Source organism: Polynucleobacter sp. MWH-Loch1C5, assembly GCF_018881775.1.
In the GTDB taxonomy this organism is placed as follows: domain Bacteria; phylum Pseudomonadota; class Gammaproteobacteria; order Burkholderiales; family Burkholderiaceae; genus Polynucleobacter.
The window spans coordinates 753,738-772,820 of sequence record NZ_JACVPR010000001.1 but is presented as its reverse complement, the minus strand read 5'-3'; the positions used below and the strand labels follow the sequence as shown (position 1 = coordinate 772,820).

Genomic DNA, 19,083 nt, shown 5'->3' with positions numbered 1-19,083 from the left:
CTGCCTTGAAAGTAAGTTATGCCAACAATTAATCAGTTACTCAGAAAGCCTCGTACTTCTGAGATTATTAAAAGTAAAAGCCCTGCGCTGGAGAACTGTCCTCAGCGCCGTGGCGTATGTACTCGCGTATATACAACTACTCCTAAGAAGCCAAACTCAGCGCTTCGTAAAGTAGCTAAAGTACGCTTGACGAATGGTTTTGAGGTGATTTCCTACATCGGTGGTGAAGGCCACAATTTGCAGGAGCACTCAGTGGTATTGATCCGTGGCGGTCGTGTGAAAGACTTGCCAGGTGTGCGTTATCACATCGTACGTGGTTCTTTGGACCTTCAAGGTGTTAAAGACCGTAAACAAGCTCGCTCCAAGTATGGTGCGAAGCGCGCTAAGAAGGCTTAATCGCCAAATTAGCATGGGGGTTAGTCCAATATAGGCTAACCAAGTAAGTGGTTACTTCGGCTGGGCGTCAAGCCCAGTTAGTTGAGTAACTCGGGGAATGGTCCCCAACTGAATGACAATTAGGAGTTGCAATGCCGCGTCGTCGCGAAGTACCGAAGCGTGAGATTCTGCCAGACCCAAAATTTGGGAACGTAGAAGTCGCAAAATTCATGAACGTTTTGATGTTAGACGGTAAGAAATCCGTTGCAGAACGTATCGTCTATGGTGCCTTTGAGCACATTGAGAAAAAAGCAAATAAAGAGCCTCTCGAGGTGTTTGCCACAGCCATGGGTAATGTTAAGCCTATCGTTGAGGTGAAGAGCCGTCGTGTAGGTGGTGCAAACTACCAGGTGCCTGTAGAGGTACGTCCATCACGTCGTTTGGCCTTGGCTATGCGTTGGTTGCGTGAAGCAGCTAAAAAGCGTAGCGAAAAATCAATGGCCCAGCGTTTGGCTAATGAATTGATCGAAGCGTCCGAAGGTCGTGGCGGTGCCATGAAAAAACGTGACGAAGTTCACCGTATGGCTGAGGCGAATAAAGCCTTCTCCCATTTCCGTTTCTAACCGCTCAGAGATAAAGAGGACACTGTGGCACGTAAAACCCCTATTGAGCGTTATCGCAATATTGGTATTTCCGCACATATTGATGCGGGTAAGACTACAACAACCGAACGTATTTTGTTCTACACCGGTGTGAACCATAAGATTGGTGAGGTGCATGATGGCGCCGCCACGATGGACTGGATGGAACAGGAACAAGAGCGCGGTATTACTATTACTTCAGCGGCTACAACAGCTTTCTGGAAAGGTATGGCCGGCAATTTCCCTGAGCACCGTATCAACATCATCGATACACCAGGACACGTTGACTTCACCATCGAAGTTGAGCGTTCTATGCGTGTTTTGGATGGTGCTTGTATGGTTTACTGTGCTGTAGGTGGTGTTCAGCCACAGTCAGAGACAGTATGGCGTCAGGCTAACAAATATCGTGTACCGCGTTTGGCTTTCGTGAACAAGATGGACCGTACCGGTGCCAACTTCTTCAAAGTGTACGACCAGATGCGTACTCGTTTGAAAGCTAATCCAGTACCTATCCAGATTCCTATCGGTGCTGAAGAAAACTTCAAAGGCGTTGTGGATTTGGTGAAGATGAAAGCTATCCTTTGGGATGACGCTTCACAAGGTACAAAGTTCACCTACGAAGATATTCCTGCAGAACTCCAAGCTCAAGCTGAAGAGTGGCGCGAAAAGATGGTCGAAGCTGCGGCTGAATCATCTGAGGAATTGATGGATAAATACTTAGGCGGCGAAGGCTTGTCTGAGGAAGAAATTAAGCAAGCCTTGCGTAACCGTACGATCGCCGGTGAAATTGTGCCGATGATGTGTGGTACAGCGTTTAAGAACAAAGGTGTTCAGGCTATGTTGGACGCAGTGGTTGAGTACATGCCATCTCCAGTAGATATTCCTCCTGTGAAGGGTGAGTTGGAAGATGGTTCAGAAGCTGAGCGTAAAGCCAGCGATGATGAAAAGTTCTCTGCCTTGGCATTTAAGATCATGACAGACCCATTCGTTGGTCAGCTCATCTTCTTCCGTGTCTATTCTGGTGTGGTGAATTCTGGCGATACGATTTACAACCCAATCAAGGGTAAGAAAGAGCGTATCGGTCGTTTGCTCCAGATGCATGCGAACCAACGTGAAGAAATTAAAGAAGTTCGTGCGGGCGACATCGCAGCTGCGGTGGGCTTGAAAGAAGCGACAACCGGTGAAACATTGTGTGATCCAGACAGCATCATCGTATTGGAGCGCATGGAGTTCCCAGAGCCTGTGATTTCTCAGGCGGTTGAGCCAAAGACAAAAGCTGACCAAGAAAAGATGGGCTTGGCTTTGAACCGTTTGGCACAAGAAGATCCTTCTTTCCGCGTCAAGACAGACGAAGAATCTGGTCAAACAATTATTTCAGGTATGGGTGAATTACACCTTGAAATTATTGTGGACCGTATGAAGCGTGAATTCGGTGTTGAGGCAACTGTTGGTAAACCACAGGTGGCCTACCGTGAAACGATTCGTAAAGTTTGTGAAGAAATCGAAGGCAAGTTCGTTAAACAGTCTGGTGGTCGTGGTCAATACGGTCACGTGGTTTTGAAGTTAGAACCACAAGAGCCAGGCAAGGGTTACGAATTCGTTGACGCGATCAAAGGCGGTGTGGTTCCACGTGAATACATTCCTGCAGTTGATAAAGGTATTCAAGAGACACTCAATAATGGTGTGTTGGCCGGTTACCCAGTGGTTGATATCAAAGTCACCCTGTTCTTCGGTTCATACCATGATGTGGACTCGAATGAAAACGCATTTAAGATGGCTGGTTCGATGGCGTTTAAAGACGGTATGCGTAAAGCAAGCCCCGTTTTGCTAGAGCCAATGATGGCGGTTGAAGTTGAGACCCCAGAAGATTTCATGGGTAACGTGATGGGTGACTTGTCATCTCGTCGCGGTATGTTGCAAGGTATGGATGACATTCCTGGTGGTGGCAAGATTGTTCGCGCCGAAGTTCCTTTGGCAGAAATGTTTGGCTACTCAACAGGCTTGCGTTCATTAACACAAGGTCGTGCAACTTACACCATGGAGTTTAAGCATTATGCTGAAGCACCTAAGAACGTTGCAGACGCTGTGATTGCAGCAAAGACAAAATAACCTTTCAACATATTAGAGATAGAGGTAGATAAAAATGGCAAAAGAGAAATTTGAGCGGACGAAACCGCACGTTAACGTAGGCACAATTGGTCACGTGGACCATGGTAAGACGACCTTGACAGCGGCGATTACGACTGTGTTGTCGAACAAGTTTGGTGGTGAAGCGAAGGCTTACGATCAGATTGATGCGGCACCTGAAGAGAAGGCACGTGGTATTACGATTAATACAGCCCACGTTGAGTATGAGACTGAGTCACGTCACTACGCACACGTTGACTGCCCAGGCCACGCTGACTATGTGAAGAACATGATTACTGGTGCTGCGCAGATGGACGGCGCGATTTTGGTGGTATCAGCTGCAGACGGTCCTATGCCACAGACACGTGAGCACATTTTGTTGGCACGTCAGGTGGGCGTACCTTACATCATCGTGTTCATGAACAAGTGCGACATGGTAGATGACGCTGAGTTGTTAGAGTTGGTTGAGATGGAAGTACGTGAGTTGTTGTCTAAGTACGACTTCCCTGGTGATGACACACCGATTGTGAAGGGTTCTGCTAAGTTGGCTTTGGAAGGTGACAAGGGTGACTTGGGTGAAGGCGCGATCATGAAGTTGGCTGAGGCATTGGATACATATATTCCAACACCTGAGCGTGCGATTGACGGCGCGTTCTTGATGCCTGTTGAAGATGTGTTCTCAATTTCTGGTCGCGGTACTGTGGTGACTGGTCGTATTGAGCGCGGCATCGTTAAGGTGGGTGAAGAGATTGAGATCGTTGGTATCAAGGCGACACAGAAGACAACATGTACGGGCGTTGAGATGTTCCGTAAGTTGTTGGATCAAGGTCAAGCGGGTGACAACGTGGGTATTTTGTTGCGTGGTACGAAGCGTGAAGAAGTTGAGCGTGGTCAGGTATTGGCTAAGCCAGGTTCAATCACACCACACACACACTTCACAGCTGAGGTGTATGTGTTGAGTAAAGATGAAGGTGGTCGTCATACACCATTCTTTAACAACTATCGTCCACAGTTCTACTTCCGTACAACAGACGTGACTGGTTCGATTGAGTTGCCAAAAGACAAAGAGATGGTCATGCCAGGCGATAACGTGCAGATCACTGTGAAGTTGATTGCGCCAATCGCGATGGAAGAAGGTCTGCGTTTTGCGATCCGTGAAGGTGGCCGTACAGTCGGCGCCGGTGTGGTCGCTAAAGTGTTGGATTAATTAGTTTTTGCAAACACGGTGGTGTGAATGTTGCACACCACCGCGCTCTTTAGAAATACCGCGCCAACATCGCATTGCTCTTTAGGATAAAACATGCAAAACCAAAAAATTCGTATTCGTTTAAAAGCATTTGACTATCGCTTAATCGACCAGTCGGCTGCTGAAATCGTTGATACAGCTAAGCGTACCGGTGCTGTTGTTAAGGGCCCAGTACCATTGCCAACTCGTATTGAGCGTTTTGACATTTTGCGCTCACCACACGTGAACAAAACTTCACGTGACCAGTTGGAGATTCGTACACATTTGCGTTTGATGGATATCGTTGATCCTACTGAAAAGACAGTAGATGCCCTCATGAAGTTGGATTTACCAGCGGGCGTAGACGTAGAAATCAAGTTGCAATAAGCATTGAGAATTCGTCTGCTATTGCAGAAGTCCTAAAAAGACGCTACAATAGTGGGCTTTCCAGCTGAAAAAGCTGGAACTTGTTGTTTTTAAAGCAATATTTTTAATTTCCGCTAACCAATCGTAGTTAGCACTGGAGTAATGATATGAGCCTAGGCTTAATCGGCCGCAAGGTAGGTATGACCCGCCTCTTTACAGAGGAAGGCGATGCCGTGCCGGTCACAGTTATCGACGTAAGCGATAACCGCATTGCGCAAATTAAAACCGATGAAACGGACGGTTATACAGCTGTTCAGTTAGCATTCGGTACTCGTCGCGCTACCCGTGTTACAAAACCACAAGCTGGGCACTTTGCCAAGGCTGGTGTTTTAGCCGGTAGTGCACTTAATGAATTCCGTATTGATTCTGCTAAAGCTAGCGAATTAAAAGTAGGCGACGTTATTGGCGTTGATACTTTTGCCGTTGGTCAAAAGGTAGATATTCAAGGTACGACAATCGGTAAGGGTTACGCAGGTACTATCAAGCGTTACCACTTCGGTTCTGGTCGTGCGACTCACGGTAACTCACGTTCACATAATGTTCCTGGCTCTATTGGTATGGCCCAAGACCCAGGTCGTGTTTTCCCAGGTAAGCGCATGACAGGCCACTTGGGTGACGTGACACGTACTGTGCAAAATCTCGAGGTTGCCCGTGTAGATGCTGAGCGCAAATTGTTGCTCGTTAAAGGCGCAGTGCCTGGCTCACGTGGCGGTAAAGTCATTATTACTCCAGCAGTGAAAGCTGCTGCTAGCAAATAAGGAGCGCACAGATGGAATTAAAGCTCCTACAAGCTGACGGAAAACTAGGTGCAGGCGTGAATGCCTCTCCAGAGGTTTTCGAGCGTGAGTACAACGAGGCCTTGATTCACCAGATCGTGGTGGCTTATCAAGCAAATGCTCGTAGTGGTAATCGTGCTCAGAAAGATCGTCAACAAGTTAAGCATACAACTGCTAAGCCATTCCGCCAGAAGGGTACAGGCCGTGCTCGTGCCGGTATGTCATCCTCACCATTGTGGCGTGGCGGTGGTCGTATCTTCCCGAACTCTCCAGAAGAAAATTTCTCACACAAAGTGAACAAGAAGATGTATCGCGCAGGTATGCGTTCAATCTTCTCTCAATTGGCCCGCGAAGGTCGTTTGAACATTGTTGAGAATTTCGCTGTTGAAGCACCAAAAACAAAACTCTTGGCTGAAAAAGTAAAAGCGATGGGTCTTGAGTCTGTACTCATCATCGCTGATAAGGTTGATGAGAACCTGTATTTGGCTTCACGTAACTTGCACAAAGTTGCTGTCGTAGAAGCACAACATGCTGATCCTTTGTCATTGATTCATTTCCAAAAGGTTTTGATCATGAAGCCAGCTGTTGCAAAGATTGAGGAGATGCTCAAATGATCGCAACTCGTAAAAATGATCATCGCTTGATGCAGGTCTTGTTAGGCCCAGTGATTTCTGAGAAGGCAACTCAAGTTGCTGAAAAGAATGAGCAAGTGGTTTTCCAAGTCGCTCGTGATGCCAACAAATTGGAAATCAAAGCTGCCGTTGAACTTCTCTTCAAAGTAGAAGTTGAGTCTGTTCAGGTCGTGAATCAAAAAGGTAAAGCTAAGCGCTTTGGCCGTTTTGAAGGTCGTCGTGACCACACGAAGAAGGCTTATGTATCTTTGAAGCCAGGTCAAGAAATCAATTTTGAAGCGGAGGCTAAGTAATCATGCCGCTAATGAAAACTAAACCGACTTCACCAGGACGTCGTTCCATGGTGAAAGTGGTCAACCCAGACCTGCATAAAGGTAAACCTTTTGCTGGTTTGTTAGAGCCACAACATCAGAAATCAGGTCGTAACAACAACGGTCACATCACAACCCGTCATAAGGGTGGTGGTCATAAGCATCACTATCGTGTTGTTGACTTTAAGCGTAACGACAAAGACGGTATTCCAGCAAAGATTGAGCGCTTGGAATACGACCCTAACCGTAGCGCTAACTTAGCTTTGCTATGTTATGCAGACGGTGAGCGTCGCTACATCATTGCTCCTAAAGGCGCAGTGGTTGGTCAAGCAATCATGAACGGTGCTGAGGCTCCGATCAAAGTGGGTAACAACTTACCGATTCGTAACATTCCAGTGGGTAGCACAATTCACTGTGTAGAAATGTTGCCAGGTAAAGGTGCGCAGATGGTTCGTTCTGCCGGCGCTTCTGCAGTGTTGCTCGCGCGTGAAGGTGTTTACGGTCAGGTGCGTTTGCGCTCTGGTGAAGTACGTCGTGTACACATCGAGTGTCGTGCCACGATCGGTGAAGTGGGCAATGAAGAGCACAGCTTGCGTCAGATTGGTAAAGCTGGTGCAACACGTTGGCGTGGTATTCGTCCAACAGTTCGTGGTGTGGCCATGAACCCAGTCGATCACCCACATGGTGGTGGTGAAGGCCGTACTGGTGAGGGTCGTGTACCTGTATCACCATGGGGTACTCCAACGAAGGGTTATAGAACACGTCGCAACAAGCGTACGACGAGCATGATTGCTCAACGTCGTCAAAAGCGCTAATCGATTGAGGATATAAATATGACGCGCTCAGCTAAAAAAGGACCATTCTGCGAAGCCAGCCTTGTTAAGAAGGTTGAAAATGCAGTGGCCAACAAAGACAAGAAGCCTATTAAGACATGGTCACGTCGTTCGACCATTCTGCCTGACTTCATTGGTTTGACTATTGCAGTTCATAACGGTCGTCAGCACGTACCTGTTTATGTAACTGAAAACATGGTTGGCCACAAGTTAGGTGAATTTGCGTTGACACGCACATTCAAGGGTCACGCAGCCGATAAGAAGGCGAAGAAGTAAGAGGACTATGATGGAATCTAAAGCTATTCACCGTGGTGCACACATTTCTGCGCAAAAGACACGTTTGGTTGCTGACCAAATCCGTGGTTTGCCAATTGCACGTGCATTGAACATTCTGACTTTTAGCCCTAAAAAGGCTGCGTTCATCATGAAGAAAGTCGTCGAGTCTGCTATCGCCAATGCGGAGCATAACTTGGGCGCTGATATTGATGAGCTCAAAGTTAAAGCCGTCACAGTTGACAAGGCAACATCGCTCAAGCGTTTCACAGCGCGTGCGAAGGGCCGTGGCAATCGTATTGAAAAGCAAACCTGTCACATTACTGTGACTTTGAGCAACTAAGGAAGAGACATGGGTCAGAAAATTCATCCAACCGGATTTCGTCTCTCGGTAAGCCGTAACTGGACTTCACGTTGGTACGCCAACAGCAACGACTTTGCAAAAATGTTGCAAGAAGATGCGGAAGTTCGTAGCTACCTCAAGAAGAAATTAAAGAATGCATCTGTCAGCAAGGTAGTGATTGAGCGTCCTGCAAAGAACGCCAAGATCACTATTTATAGCTCACGTCCAGGTGTTGTGATTGGTAAAAAAGGTGAAGATATTGAAGTATTGCGCAAAGAGTTGCAAAAGCGCATGGGTGTACCTGTACACGTCAATATCGAAGAAATTCGTAAGCCTGAAGTTGATGCGCAGTTGATTGCTGACTCAATTACTCAGCAGCTCGAAAAGCGCATTATGTTCCGTCGTGCAATGAAGCGTGCGATGCAAAGCGCGATGCGTTTGGGTGCACAAGGTATCAAGATCATGAGCTCAGGCCGTTTGAATGGTGCTGAGATTGCGCGTACCGAATGGTATCGTGAAGGTCGTGTACCTCTTCATACACTGAAGGCTGATATTGAGTACGCAACTTCAGAAGCAGAAACTACATACGGCATCATCGGTGTGAAGGTATGGGTTTACAAAGGTGACACATTAGGTCGCACAGATATTAATGCCGTTGCACCTGCTGCTGCACCAGAAGTTGAACAAGAAAAGAAAGCTCGTCGTCCAGCTACCCGCGCTCCGCGCAAAGCTAAAGAAGACGGTGAGAAGTCTGCAGAAGCTAAACCAGCAGTTAAGCGTGTGCGTAAGGTCACAAAGCCTGCTGCAGATAAGGCTGGAGAATAATTATGTTGCAACCAAAACGTCGTAAGTACCGTAAAGAGCAAAAAGGTCGTAATACCGGTGTTGCTACACGTGGTAGTACAGTTGCCTTTGGTGACTTTGGCTTGAAAGCTGTTGGCCGTGGTCGCTTGACTGCACGTCAAATCGAATCCGCACGTCGTGCGATGACACGTCATATTAAGCGTGGTGGTCGTATTTGGATTCGTATTTTCCCAGACAAGCCAATTTCTCAGAAGCCTGCAGAAGTTCGTATGGGTAATGGTAAAGGTAATCCAGAGTACTACGTTGCCGAGATTCAACCAGGCAAGGTTTTATACGAGATGGACGGTGTGGATGAAACTTTGGCGCGCGAGGCTTTTAGATTGGCCGCCGCTAAGTTGCCTATCCAGACTACATTTGTTGTGCGCCAGATCGGCGCTTAATTTGGGACGGGAAAAATGAAAGCCTCCGAATTACAAGCTAAAGATGTGGCATCTTTAAACCAAGAATTGTCTGAGTTGTTAAAAGCTCAGTTCAAGTTGCGTATGCAAAAAGGCACTCAGCAGCTTCAAGACACAAGCCAATTGGGCAAAGTGAAGCGTGACATAGCGCGCGTGAAGACTGTATTGGCCCAGAAAGCGAGCAAATAATGACTGAAACGACTAAATTACGCCGTACATTGATTGGTCGTGTGGTGAGCGACAAGATGCAAAAGACTGTCACAGTCTTGGTTGAGCGTCGCGTTAAGCACCCAATCTATGGAAAATATGTAGCAAAATCAAAGAAGTATCATGCTCATGATGAAACTAATCAGTTCAAGCAGGGCGATACTGTAGAGATTTCTGAGTCCAAACCTATTTCACGCTCAAAGTCTTGGGTTGTGACACGTTTGGTCGAAGCAGCTAAGGCAGTTTAAGTAGTAGATTAAAACGGGCTTGTGGGATTCTCACAAGCCTGCTATAGTAGAGGGCTTTCCACCTTTGGGTGGAAAGATTGATTCGGTAGTTTAATCCGGGGCTCAAGTGAGATCTGACTCAGTCGATCAAGCCAAGGCCCCTCAACGGAACCAAGACTGATTGCCGTAATTGGTACTCAAGTTGGGGAAATAAAAAATGATTCAAACTGAAAGCAGACTAGAGGTCGCCGATAACACTGGTGCCCGCGAAGTGATGTGTATTAAGGTGCTTGGTGGTTCTAAGCGTCGTTATGCCAGCATTGGCGACATCATCAAGGTCAGCGTGAAAGACGCAGCACCTCGTGGCCGTGTAAAAAAAGGTGATATTTATAACGCCGTGGTCGTACGCACCGCTAAAGGTGTTCGTCGTCCAGACGGTTCATTGATCAAATTTGATACTAACGCGGCAGTTTTGCTTAACGCAAAATTAGAGCCGATTGGTACACGTATTTTCGGCCCAGTAACACGTGAGTTGCGTACTGAGCGTTTCATGAAGATCGTTTCACTCGCGCCAGAAGTGATTTAAGGGTTAGGGGTCGATATGAACAAGATTCGTAAAGGTGACCAAGTGGTTGTAATCACAGGTCGTGATAAAGGTAAAAAAGGTACGGTTACCCAAGTTCTCGAAGGCAAATTGCTAATCGAGGGTGTAAACGTTTACAAAAAACATACCAAGCCAAACCCAGCAACGGGTGCTACAGGCGGTGTTGTTGATAAGACAATGCCGATCGATGTTTCTAACGTGGCTTTGGTAGACGCAAACGGCAAACCATCTCGTGTTGGCATCAAAGTTGCTGACGGTAAGAAGGTTCGCTACCTCAAGACAACTGGCGCCGAGTTGGCCGCCTAATTCAGAGGATAGATATCAATATGTCAGCACGTTTACAAGCCTTCTACAAAGAAAAAGTTGCAGCTGAGCTCATGAAGAAGTTCGGTTACAAGTCAGTTATGGAAGTTCCACGCATCACCAAAATTACCTTGAACATGGGTTTGGGTGAAGCAGTGAACGACAAAAAAGTTATCGAGCACGCTGTAGGTGATTTGACCAAGATTGCTGGTCAAAAACCTGTAGTGACTAAAGCTCGTAAAGCGATTGCGGGTTTCAAGATTCGTCAAGGTTATCCGATCGGTGCAATGGTGACATTGCGCGGTCAGATCATGTATGAGTTCTTGGACCGTTTCATCACAGTTGCTTTGCCACGTGTTCGCGATTTCCGCGGTATCTCTGGTAAGGCATTTGATGGTCGTGGTAACTACAACATTGGTGTTAAAGAACAGATCATTTTCCCAGAGATCGAGTATGACAAGATCGATGCGTTGCGTGGTTTGAACATCAGTATTACTACGACTGCTAAATCTGACGACGAAGCAAAAGCTTTGTTGGCAGCCTTTAAATTCCCATTCCGCAATTAAGAGGTCATCGTGGCTAAATTAGCATTGATTGAACGCGAAAAGAAGCGCGCCCGTATCGTGGCGAAGTATGCTGCCAAGCGTGCTGAGCTCAAGGCGATTATCGAAGACGTCTCTAAGAGCGAAGAAGAAAGATTTGAAGCTCGTTTGAAGTTGCAAGAGCTTCCTCGTAACTCAAGCCCAACACGCCAGCGTAACCGCTGTGCATTGACAGGTCGTCCACGTGGCACCTTCCGCAAATTCGGCTTGGCCCGTAACAAAATCCGTGAAATCGCCTTCCGTGGCGAGATCCCTGGTGTAACTAAGGCCAGCTGGTAAGCGGCGAAAGATTAGGAGAACTCATGAGTATCAGCGATCCAATCGCCGACATGTTGACTAGAATCCGCAACGCGCAAGCGGTGCAGAAGTCAGCAGTGTCCATGCCATCATCAAAACTTAAAGTTGCTATTGCCAACGTTCTAAAAGACGAAGGTTATATCGACAGTTTTGAAGTAGCTGGAGATGCGGCTAAACCTGTTTTAAATATCAGCCTGAAATATTACGCAGGCCGTCCAGTGATTGAGCGCATTGAGCGCGTATCAACACCTGGTTTGCGTATTTACAAAGGCCGTCATGACATCCCACAAGTGATGAACGGTTTGGGTGTTGCCATTATTTCTACGCCACAAGGCGTGATGACTGATCGTAAAGCTCGCGCTAATGGCGTGGGTGGCGAAGTCATTTGCTACGTCGCTTAATAGGGAGGATACAGATGTCACGAGTCGGTAAAAGCCCTATCGCCCTACCAAAAGGCGCAGAAGTGCAAATCGCAGCAAACCAATTGACTGTTAAAGGTCCTTTGGGCACCTTGTCACATACTTTGCACCCATTGGTTGGTGTGCAGCAACAAGACGGTGTTTTGCAAGTGGTTTGTAAAGACGAATCAAGCGAATCTAATGCTTTATCAGGCACAACACGTGCTTTGGTAAACAACATGGTTAAAGGCGTTACAGCCGGTTTCGAGCGTAAGTTGAGCTTGGTTGGCGTGGGTTACCGTGCCCAAGTTCAAGGCAACGCTTTGAAATTGCAATTAGGTTTCTCTCATGATGTGGTTTACAACTTGCCTACAGGTATTAAGGCAGAGACTCCATCTCAAACAGAGATCATCATCAAAGGTGCGAACAAGCAACAGGTTGGTCAAGTGGCCGCTGAAGTGCGCGCGTATCGTCCACCAGAGCCTTATAAGGGCAAGGGTGTTCGTTATGTGGATGAAGTGGTTCGCCTCAAAGAAACTAAGAAGAAGTAATCGGGGATTGATATGAGCAAAAATGAATCACGTGTTCGCCGCGCCCGCCAAACTCGCATCAAGATTGCTGAGCAATTGGCGCATCGCTTGTCGGTCCATCGTTCGAACCAACATATTTCTGCGCAACTCTATAGCCCATGCGGTACCAAAGTATTGGCTGCTGCATCAACCATGGAAGCAGATATTAAAAAAGCTGTAGAGGGTAAGGGTGGCAATAGTGCTGCTGCTTCGCAAGTGGGTAAAGCCATTGCAGAGCGTGCGTTGAAGGCGGGTGTTACAGAAGTAGCATTCGATCGTTCAGGTTTTCGTTATCACGGCCGCGTCAAAGCGCTTGCAGATGCAGCGCGTGAAGCTGGTCTTAAGTTCTGATCGCATAGGGTCAAGGAAATAACATGGCAAAAATGCAAACGAAGGTTCAAGCTGACGAGCGTGATGATGGCTTGCGCGAGAAGATGATCGCTGTTAACCGAGTCACCAAAGTTGTTAAAGGTGGTCGTATTCTCGGTTTCGCTGCACTAACAGTTGTTGGTGATGGTGATGGTGGCATCGGTATGGGCAAGGGTAAGTCAAAAGAAGTTCCAGTAGCTGTTCAAAAGGCTATGGACGAAGCCCGTCGCAAGATGTTTAAGGTTTCTTTACGCAATGGCACATTGCAACACACTGTTGTGGGTGAGCATGGTGCATCACGCGTGTTGATCTCTCCAGCTAAAGAAGGTACTGGTGTGATTGCAGGCGGTCCAATGCGTGCAGTGTTTGATGTAATGGGTATTACGAACGTGGTTGCGAAGTCGATTGGTTCTACCAATCCTTACAACATGGTTCGTGCAACTTTAGATGGTTTGCGCAAGATGAGCACACCTTCTGAGATTGCTGCTAAGCGTGGTAAGACTGTGGAGGAAATCCTCGGTTAATCCCAGGAGTAAAAACTATGGCAACAGTAAAAGTACAACTCGTTCGTAGCTTAATTGGTACACGTGAGAGTCACCGTGCAACAGTACGTGGCTTGGGTTTGAAGCGCATGAACTCCGTGAGCGAATTACAAGATACGCCAGCCGTACGCGGCATGATTAATAAAGTGTCCTATCTGGTCAAAGTGATCAGTTAATTTTAGGAATTATTACTATGCAACTAAATAAAATTAAACCAGCAGCGGGTGCTAAGCACGCCAAGCGTCGCGTCGGTCGTGGCATTGGTTCTGGCTTAGGTAAAACAGCTGGCCGTGGTCACAAAGGTCAAAAATCACGTTCAGGTGGTTTCCATAAAGTTGGCTTCGAGGGCGGTCAGATGCCTTTGTATCGTCGCTTACCTAAGCGTGGCTTTATTTCATTGAGCAAGCAATTTGATGGCCAAGTGACATTGGCTGCATTGCAAAAGCTCGGCCAAGCTGAAGTGGATTTGGTGACTTTGAAGCAAAACGGATTGGTGTCTGGTTTGACTAAGAGCGTCAAGATCATCAAGACTGGTGATATCGCTATGGCATTGACAGTTCGTGGTTTACACGCAACTGCTGCTGCTAAAGCTGCTATTGAAGCAGCTGGCGGTAAGTTTGTAGAAGCGGCTTAAGGTAAAAAAGGTAAGCAGCAGTGGCTAACTCAGGATCCTTTGCAAATCTAAAAACCAACAAGTTTGGTGACTTACGTCGCCGCTTGGTGTTTTTGGTATTGGCATTGATCGTTTATCGCATTGGTGCGCATATTCCTGTTCCGGGTATCGATCCAGATCAGTTAGCGCAGCTATTCAATAGCCAAAGCGGTGGCATCTTGGGTATGTTCAACCTGTTCTCGGGTGGTGCATTGTCACGCTTTACTGTCTTTGCATTAGGAATCATGCCTTATATTTCTGCATCGATCATCATGCAGTTGTTAACGATCGTGATTCCTACGCTTGAAACTCTGAAAAAAGAAGGTCAAGCAGGTCAAAGAAAGATTACTCAGTACACACGCTATGGCACTTTAGTGCTAGCGACTTTCCAGGCTTTGGGTATCGCGATTGCACTAGAAGCACAACCTGGTCTAGTGATTGACCCAAGCTTTGCTTTCCGCATGAACACTGTGATCACTTTGGTGACTGGCACGATGTTCCTCATGTGGTTGGGTGAGCAAATTACAGAGCGTGGTTTAGGTAATGGCATTTCGATCATCATCTTTGCTGGTATTGCGGCTGGTTTGCCAAGCGCCTTAGGTGGTTTGTTCGAGTTAGTCAGAACTGGCTCTATGAGCATCTTGTCAGCGATGATCATTGTGGTGATCGTAGCCTTGGTGACATTCTTTGTGGTTTTCGTAGAGCGTGGTCAGCGCCGTGTTCTAGTGAACTACGCGAAGCGTCAAGTAGGTAACAAGGTGTATGGCGGTCAGTCATCACACTTGCCACTGAAATTAAATATGGCTGGTGTGATTCCGCCGATTTTTGCCTCTTCAATTATTTTGTTCCCAGCCACGATTGCGGGTTGGTTTACAGCAGGTGACACAAGCAATCCTGTGACTTTATTTATTAAAGATTTGGCAGCTACTTTATCGCCAGGTCAGCCGGTATATATCTTGATGTATGCCTTAGCCATTATTTTCTTCTGCTTTTTCTACACAGCGATGGTCTTTAACAGCCGTGAGACTGCAGATAATTTAAAGAAGAGTGGTGCCTTTGTTCCTGGTATTCGTCCAGGTGATCAAACTGCGCGCTACATTGACAAGATTTTGACGCGTCTGACATTAGCAGGTGCGGCCTACATGGTTCTGGTTTGTTTGTTGCCGGAGTTTTTGGTGTTGCGTTGGAACGTGCCGTTTTATTTTGGCGGTACTTCTTTGCTGATTATTGTCGTAGTGACAATGGACTTTATGGCCCAAGTCCAGTCTTACGTGATGCAGCAGCAATATGATTCACTATTGAAGAAGGCCAACTTCAAAATGGGTAATTCGTAAGCATTCGATATGGCAAAAGATGATGTCATTCAAATGCAAGGCGAGATTGTTGAAAACTTGCCAAATGCTATGTTCAGAGTGAAGTTAGAGAACGGGCATGTGGTTTTAGGACACATCTCGGGCAAGATGCGTATGCACTACATCCGTATTTTGCCTGGGGACAAGGTCACAGTGGAGTTAACTCCCTATGACTTGTCAAAAGCGCGCATTGTGTTCCGCGCAAAGTAGTACCAATTTATAGAAGAGGTGAATTATGAAAGTGTTGGCATCAGTAAAGCCTATCTGCCGCAACTGCAAAATTATTAAGCGCAAGCGTGTGTTGCGAGTGATCTGTTCTTCAGACGCTCGTCACAAGCAGCGTCAGGGTTAATTAGAAGCCGTCTCAAACAAGAGGAACGTTACACATGGCACGTATCGCAGGGGTAAATATCCCGAACCATCAACACACAGTTATTGGTCTAACCGCTATTTTTGGCATTGGCGTACCACGCGCTCGCAAGATTTGCGCAGCAGCAGGTGTTGCTATTGACAAAAAAGTGAAAGATTTGACAGATGCTGATTTAGAAAAACTTCGTGATGAAGTAGGTAAGTTCGCTGTAGAAGGTGACTTACGTCGTGAAGTCACGATGAATATTAAGCGTCTTATGGACTTGGGCTGCTACCGTGGCTTGCGTCACCGCAAAGGCTTGCCAATGCGTGGTCAGCGTACTCGTACGAATGCTCGTACACGTAAGGGCCCACGTAAGGCCGGTATTGCACTCAAGAAATAATAGGAAGAGCTAATCATGGCAAAACCACAACAAGCTAATAACAACGCAGCGCGCGCTCGCAAAAAAGTTAAAAAGAATATTGCGGACGGTATCGCTCACGTACATGCTTCATTTAACAATACCATCGTGACTATCACTGATCGTCAAGGCAATGCATTGTCTTGGGCGACTTCAGGTGGTCAGGGTTTTAAGGGTTCACGTAAGTCAACACCATTTGCTGCTCAGGTAGCGGCTGAGGTGGCTGGTCGTGCAGCTCAAGAATGCGGTATTAAGAATCTTGCTGTTGAGATCAAGGGCCCAGGTCCTGGTCGTGAATCAGCAGTTCGTGCCTTGAATGCTTTAGGCATCAAGATCACGGAAATTCAGGACGTAACACCCGTTCCACACAACGGTTGCCGTCCTCCAAAGCGTCGTCGTATTTAATTGTTTAACCAAGACCACTGTCCATCGCTTGTTTGAGGATGGACTCACCGCTAGTTTTAGCGGCAAAGAAAGGAAAGTACTGTGGCACGTTATTTAGGCCCTAAAGCCAAACTATCTCGTCGGGAAGGTACCGACTTATTTCTAAAGAGCGCTCGTCGTTCTTTATCCGATAAATGCAAACTCGACAGCAAGCCGGGTCAACATGGCCGCACTTCAGGTGCGCGTACATCAGACTACGGTAATCAGTTGCGTGAAAAGCAAAAAGTAAAGCGTATTTATGGTGTTCTAGAGCGCCAGTTCCGTCGCTACTTTGCTGAAGCTGAGCGTCGTAAAGGTAATACAGGTGAAAACCTCTTGATGTTGTTGGAATCACGTTTAGATAACGTGGTGTACCGCATGGGTTTTGGCTCAACACGCGCCGAAGCACGTCAATTGGTATCTCACAAGGCTATCTTGCTCAACGGTAATGTTGCTAACATTCCTTCAATGCAAGTTCGTCCTGGTGATGTGATTGCGATTCGTGAAAAAGCGAAAAAGCAAGCACGTATTCAAGAATCTTTAGGTCTCGTAGCTCAGTCTGGCGCAGCTAGCTGGGTGTCAGTAGACGCAGGTAAGTTAGAAGGCACATTCAAGCAAGTCCCAGACCGTGATGATATCGGTGGTGACATTAATGAAAGCTTGATCGTCGAACTTTACTCACGTTAATACGTGACCTTTTAAAGGAAAAAATATGCAAAACACACTGCTGAAGCCGAAGATTATTTCTGTTGAAGCGCTTGCAGATAACCAAGCGAAAGTTGTAATGGAGCCATTTGAGCGTGGCTATGGTCATACCTTGGGTAACGCATTGCGCCGTGTGCTTTTGTCGTCTATGGTAGGTTGTGCGCCAACAGAAGTTACGATTGCTGGCGTGGTCCATGAGTACTCTACGATTGATGGCGTACAAGAAGACGTAGTTAACCTATTGTTGAACCTCAAAGGTATTGTTTTCAAATTACAACAACGTGATGAAGTCACACTCAGCTTGCGTAAAGAAGGTGCTGGCGTTGTCACTGCGAAAGATATTGATTTGCCACACGATGTGGAAATCATTAACCCAGACCACGTGATTGCTAACTTGTCTGCCAATGGCAAACTAGATATGCAAATCAAGGTTGAAAAAGGCCGTGGCTATGTGCCAGGTAATATGCGTAAGTACCAAGATGAGTCTTCTAAGGCCATCGGTAATATCGTATTGGATGCCTCATTCAGCCCTGTGCGTCGCGTGAGCTATGCTGTTGAGTCTGCTCGTGTTGAACAGCGTACAGACTTGGACCGTTTGGTGATGACTATCGAGACCAACGGTGTATTGACACCTGAAGAAGCGATTCGTCAATCAGCGAGCATCTTGGTTGATCAATTAGTCGTATTTGCTCAACTAGAGGGTACACAAGCTGCTGGTGATTTGGCTCCAAGCCGTGCACCTGCAGTAGACCCAGTCTTGATGCGTCCAGTGGACGATTTAGAGTTGACTGTACGTTCAGCAAACTGCTTGAAAGCAGAAAATATTTACTACATCGGCGATCTCATTCAGCGTACTGAAAATGAATTGCTTAAGACTCCAAACTTGGGTCGCAAGTCATTGAATGAAATTAAAGATGTTTTGGCCGCTCGCGGTTTGACCTTGGGTATGAAGCTAGACAACTGGCCACCCGCAGGTCTTGAGAAATAATAGAAAGGAAGCGCCACCATGCGTCACGGAAACGGACTTCGTAAATTAAACCGTACTTCATCACATCGTTTAGCGATGTTGCGCAACATGTCTAATTCATTGTTGCAGCATGAAGTGATTAAAACCACTTTGCCAAAAGCAAAAGAGTTGCGCCGCGTTGTTGAGCCACTCATTACTTTGGGTAAAAAAGATAATTTGGCAAATCGCCGTTTGGCATTTGACCGTTTGCGCGATCGCGAAATGGTGACCAAGCTCTTTACAGAGTTAGGTCCTCGTTACGCTGCTCGTCCAGGTGGTTATTTGCGTATTCTGAAGTTTGGCTTCAGAGTCGGTGATAACGCTCCAATGGCATTGGTTGAGTTAGTTGACCGCCCAGAGCCACAAGAGGCGCCAGCTGCTGAGTAAATCAGCAAATGCACAAAAAAGCCTGGTTTTTCCCAGGCTTTTTTATTGTCTGTTGATTTGTAATGAGGCATCAGCAAGCGCTTGAATGAGGAGGGCTATTTTGGCGGATAATAGCTGTATGAAGCCAACCGCTTATCTTGTCATCACCACCGTACCAGATGAAGAGCGCGCCCAGCATTTAGCTTTGATGGCGGTCGAACGTGGTTTTGCAGCGTGTGCTCAAGTACAGTCTCCCTGCCAATCTTTTTATTGGTGGGATGATAAGGTGCAACAAGATCAAGAATTCCCTGTGCATCTAAAAACGAATGCAGATAAGTTGGCGGTATTAGAAGAATTCATTAAAAATCATCATCCTTATGATGTGCCGCAAATCATCGCCATCGCGATTGATCATCTTGAGAATCAATACGGCAATTGGTTAAATGAAGAACTAAAGAAGCGCTGAT

Annotated in this window: 34 protein-coding genes; all 34 read left to right on the top strand. The window is 46.7% G+C overall.

What is annotated here, in order from left to right:
- The first annotated feature begins 18 nt into the window (after positions 1-18).
- The 34 genes from rpsL to cutA all read left to right on the top strand — a co-directional run bounded on the left by rpsL (position 19) and on the right by cutA (position 19,082).
- On the top strand, positions 19-396 hold the full coding sequence (gene rpsL / locus ICE94_RS03930) for a 30S ribosomal protein S12 (RefSeq protein ID WP_216149095.1): 378 nt from the start codon (positions 19-21) through the stop codon (positions 394-396).
- A 131-nt stretch (positions 397-527) separates the two neighbouring features.
- Positions 528-998, top strand: coding sequence for a 30S ribosomal protein S7 (gene rpsG / locus ICE94_RS03925; protein ID WP_216149093.1), 471 nt, complete (start codon positions 528-530; stop codon positions 996-998).
- 24 nt (positions 999-1,022) lie between these two features.
- Entirely contained in the window at positions 1,023-3,125 is a 2,103-nt protein-coding gene (fusA, locus tag ICE94_RS03920; RefSeq protein WP_216149091.1) for an elongation factor G, read from the top strand.
- A gap of 34 nt (positions 3,126-3,159) precedes the next feature.
- The gene (tuf, locus tag ICE94_RS03915; RefSeq protein WP_216149089.1) at positions 3,160-4,350 is read left to right on the top strand and encodes an elongation factor Tu; all 1,191 of its coding nucleotides are present in this window, start codon (positions 3,160-3,162) and stop codon (positions 4,348-4,350) included.
- Positions 4,351-4,443: 93 nt separating this feature from the next.
- A complete protein-coding gene (gene rpsJ / locus ICE94_RS03910) occupies positions 4,444-4,755 on the top strand; it encodes a 30S ribosomal protein S10 (protein ID WP_011901899.1) in 312 nt (103 codons plus the stop codon).
- A 146-nt stretch (positions 4,756-4,901) separates the two neighbouring features.
- Positions 4,902-5,552, top strand: coding sequence for a 50S ribosomal protein L3 (gene rplC / locus ICE94_RS03905; RefSeq protein ID WP_216149087.1), 651 nt, complete (start codon positions 4,902-4,904; stop codon positions 5,550-5,552).
- Between the two features lie 11 nt (positions 5,553-5,563).
- Entirely contained in the window at positions 5,564-6,184 is a 621-nt protein-coding gene (gene rplD / locus ICE94_RS03900; RefSeq protein WP_216149085.1) for a 50S ribosomal protein L4, read from the top strand.
- Entirely contained in the window at positions 6,181-6,495 is a 315-nt protein-coding gene (gene rplW, locus ICE94_RS03895) for a 50S ribosomal protein L23 (protein WP_216149084.1), read from the top strand. The genes rplD and rplW overlap by 4 nt, the downstream gene beginning before the upstream one ends.
- A 2-nt stretch (positions 6,496-6,497) precedes the next feature.
- Positions 6,498-7,328, top strand: coding sequence for a 50S ribosomal protein L2 (rplB, locus tag ICE94_RS03890; protein ID WP_216149081.1), 831 nt, complete (start codon positions 6,498-6,500; stop codon positions 7,326-7,328).
- Between the two features lie 18 nt (positions 7,329-7,346).
- Entirely contained in the window at positions 7,347-7,622 is a 276-nt protein-coding gene (rpsS, locus tag ICE94_RS03885) for a 30S ribosomal protein S19 (protein ID WP_216149079.1), read from the top strand.
- Positions 7,623-7,632: 10 nt separating this feature from the next.
- Positions 7,633-7,962, top strand: a complete 330-nt coding sequence (gene rplV, locus ICE94_RS03880) for a 50S ribosomal protein L22 (RefSeq protein WP_216149078.1) — start codon at positions 7,633-7,635, stop codon at positions 7,960-7,962.
- Between the two features lie 9 nt (positions 7,963-7,971).
- Entirely contained in the window at positions 7,972-8,787 is an 816-nt protein-coding gene (gene rpsC / locus ICE94_RS03875; protein WP_216149076.1) for a 30S ribosomal protein S3, read from the top strand.
- Positions 8,788-8,789: 2 nt separating this feature from the next.
- Entirely contained in the window at positions 8,790-9,206 is a 417-nt protein-coding gene (gene rplP / locus ICE94_RS03870; protein WP_216149074.1) for a 50S ribosomal protein L16, read from the top strand.
- A 15-nt stretch (positions 9,207-9,221) separates the two neighbouring features.
- Positions 9,222-9,413, top strand: coding sequence for a 50S ribosomal protein L29 (gene rpmC, locus ICE94_RS03865; protein ID WP_216149072.1), 192 nt, complete (start codon positions 9,222-9,224; stop codon positions 9,411-9,413).
- Positions 9,413-9,679 carry a 30S ribosomal protein S17 gene (gene rpsQ / locus ICE94_RS03860; RefSeq protein ID WP_216149070.1) on the top strand — a complete coding sequence of 89 codons (267 nt, stop codon included), beginning with the start codon at positions 9,413-9,415 and terminating at the stop codon, positions 9,677-9,679. Before rpmC ends, rpsQ begins: the two co-directional genes overlap by 1 nt.
- A gap of 196 nt (positions 9,680-9,875) precedes the next feature.
- Positions 9,876-10,244, top strand: a complete 369-nt coding sequence (rplN, locus tag ICE94_RS03855; protein WP_216149068.1) for a 50S ribosomal protein L14 — start codon at positions 9,876-9,878, stop codon at positions 10,242-10,244.
- 15 nt (positions 10,245-10,259) lie between these two features.
- On the top strand, positions 10,260-10,568 hold the full coding sequence (gene rplX / locus ICE94_RS03850; protein WP_216149066.1) for a 50S ribosomal protein L24: 309 nt from the start codon (positions 10,260-10,262) through the stop codon (positions 10,566-10,568).
- 20 nt (positions 10,569-10,588) lie between these two features.
- Positions 10,589-11,131: a 50S ribosomal protein L5 gene (gene rplE, locus ICE94_RS03845; protein ID WP_216149064.1), complete on the top strand. Its 543-nt coding sequence runs from the start codon at positions 10,589-10,591 to the stop codon at positions 11,129-11,131.
- A gap of 9 nt (positions 11,132-11,140) precedes the next feature.
- On the top strand, positions 11,141-11,446 hold the full coding sequence (gene rpsN / locus ICE94_RS03840) for a 30S ribosomal protein S14 (RefSeq protein ID WP_216149062.1): 306 nt from the start codon (positions 11,141-11,143) through the stop codon (positions 11,444-11,446).
- Positions 11,447-11,469: 23 nt separating this feature from the next.
- Positions 11,470-11,865: a 30S ribosomal protein S8 gene (rpsH, locus tag ICE94_RS03835; protein WP_216149060.1), complete on the top strand. Its 396-nt coding sequence runs from the start codon at positions 11,470-11,472 to the stop codon at positions 11,863-11,865.
- A gap of 14 nt (positions 11,866-11,879) precedes the next feature.
- The gene (gene rplF, locus ICE94_RS03830) at positions 11,880-12,413 is read left to right on the top strand and encodes a 50S ribosomal protein L6 (protein WP_216149058.1); all 534 of its coding nucleotides are present in this window, start codon (positions 11,880-11,882) and stop codon (positions 12,411-12,413) included.
- 12 nt (positions 12,414-12,425) lie between these two features.
- A complete protein-coding gene (gene rplR, locus ICE94_RS03825; protein WP_216149056.1) occupies positions 12,426-12,782 on the top strand; it encodes a 50S ribosomal protein L18 in 357 nt (118 codons plus the stop codon).
- A 23-nt stretch (positions 12,783-12,805) separates the two neighbouring features.
- Positions 12,806-13,324: a 30S ribosomal protein S5 gene (gene rpsE, locus ICE94_RS03820; RefSeq protein ID WP_216149054.1), complete on the top strand. Its 519-nt coding sequence runs from the start codon at positions 12,806-12,808 to the stop codon at positions 13,322-13,324.
- A gap of 17 nt (positions 13,325-13,341) precedes the next feature.
- On the top strand, positions 13,342-13,518 hold the full coding sequence (gene rpmD, locus ICE94_RS03815; protein ID WP_216149052.1) for a 50S ribosomal protein L30: 177 nt from the start codon (positions 13,342-13,344) through the stop codon (positions 13,516-13,518).
- A 17-nt stretch (positions 13,519-13,535) separates the two neighbouring features.
- Positions 13,536-13,976 carry a 50S ribosomal protein L15 gene (rplO, locus tag ICE94_RS03810; protein ID WP_216149050.1) on the top strand — a complete coding sequence of 147 codons (441 nt, stop codon included), beginning with the start codon at positions 13,536-13,538 and terminating at the stop codon, positions 13,974-13,976.
- A gap of 20 nt (positions 13,977-13,996) precedes the next feature.
- On the top strand, positions 13,997-15,328 hold the full coding sequence (secY, locus tag ICE94_RS03805; RefSeq protein ID WP_216149048.1) for a preprotein translocase subunit SecY: 1,332 nt from the start codon (positions 13,997-13,999) through the stop codon (positions 15,326-15,328).
- A gap of 9 nt (positions 15,329-15,337) precedes the next feature.
- Positions 15,338-15,556, top strand: a complete 219-nt coding sequence (gene infA / locus ICE94_RS03800; protein ID WP_216149046.1) for a translation initiation factor IF-1 — start codon at positions 15,338-15,340, stop codon at positions 15,554-15,556.
- A gap of 25 nt (positions 15,557-15,581) precedes the next feature.
- On the top strand, positions 15,582-15,698 hold the full coding sequence (gene rpmJ, locus ICE94_RS03795; protein WP_216149044.1) for a 50S ribosomal protein L36: 117 nt from the start codon (positions 15,582-15,584) through the stop codon (positions 15,696-15,698).
- Positions 15,699-15,732: 34 nt separating this feature from the next.
- Positions 15,733-16,098, top strand: coding sequence for a 30S ribosomal protein S13 (rpsM, locus tag ICE94_RS03790; RefSeq protein ID WP_216149042.1), 366 nt, complete (start codon positions 15,733-15,735; stop codon positions 16,096-16,098).
- 15 nt (positions 16,099-16,113) lie between these two features.
- Positions 16,114-16,521 carry a 30S ribosomal protein S11 gene (gene rpsK, locus ICE94_RS03785; RefSeq protein ID WP_216149040.1) on the top strand — a complete coding sequence of 136 codons (408 nt, stop codon included), beginning with the start codon at positions 16,114-16,116 and terminating at the stop codon, positions 16,519-16,521.
- Positions 16,522-16,602: 81 nt separating this feature from the next.
- On the top strand, positions 16,603-17,226 hold the full coding sequence (gene rpsD / locus ICE94_RS03780; protein WP_216149038.1) for a 30S ribosomal protein S4: 624 nt from the start codon (positions 16,603-16,605) through the stop codon (positions 17,224-17,226).
- A 25-nt stretch (positions 17,227-17,251) separates the two neighbouring features.
- A complete protein-coding gene (gene rpoA / locus ICE94_RS03775) occupies positions 17,252-18,232 on the top strand; it encodes a DNA-directed RNA polymerase subunit alpha (protein WP_216149036.1) in 981 nt (326 codons plus the stop codon).
- 18 nt (positions 18,233-18,250) lie between these two features.
- Positions 18,251-18,637 carry a 50S ribosomal protein L17 gene (gene rplQ / locus ICE94_RS03770; RefSeq protein ID WP_216149034.1) on the top strand — a complete coding sequence of 129 codons (387 nt, stop codon included), beginning with the start codon at positions 18,251-18,253 and terminating at the stop codon, positions 18,635-18,637.
- A 118-nt stretch (positions 18,638-18,755) separates the two neighbouring features.
- On the top strand, positions 18,756-19,082 hold the full coding sequence (cutA, locus tag ICE94_RS03765) for a divalent-cation tolerance protein CutA (RefSeq protein WP_216149032.1): 327 nt from the start codon (positions 18,756-18,758) through the stop codon (positions 19,080-19,082).
- Position 19,083 lies beyond the last annotated feature (1 nt).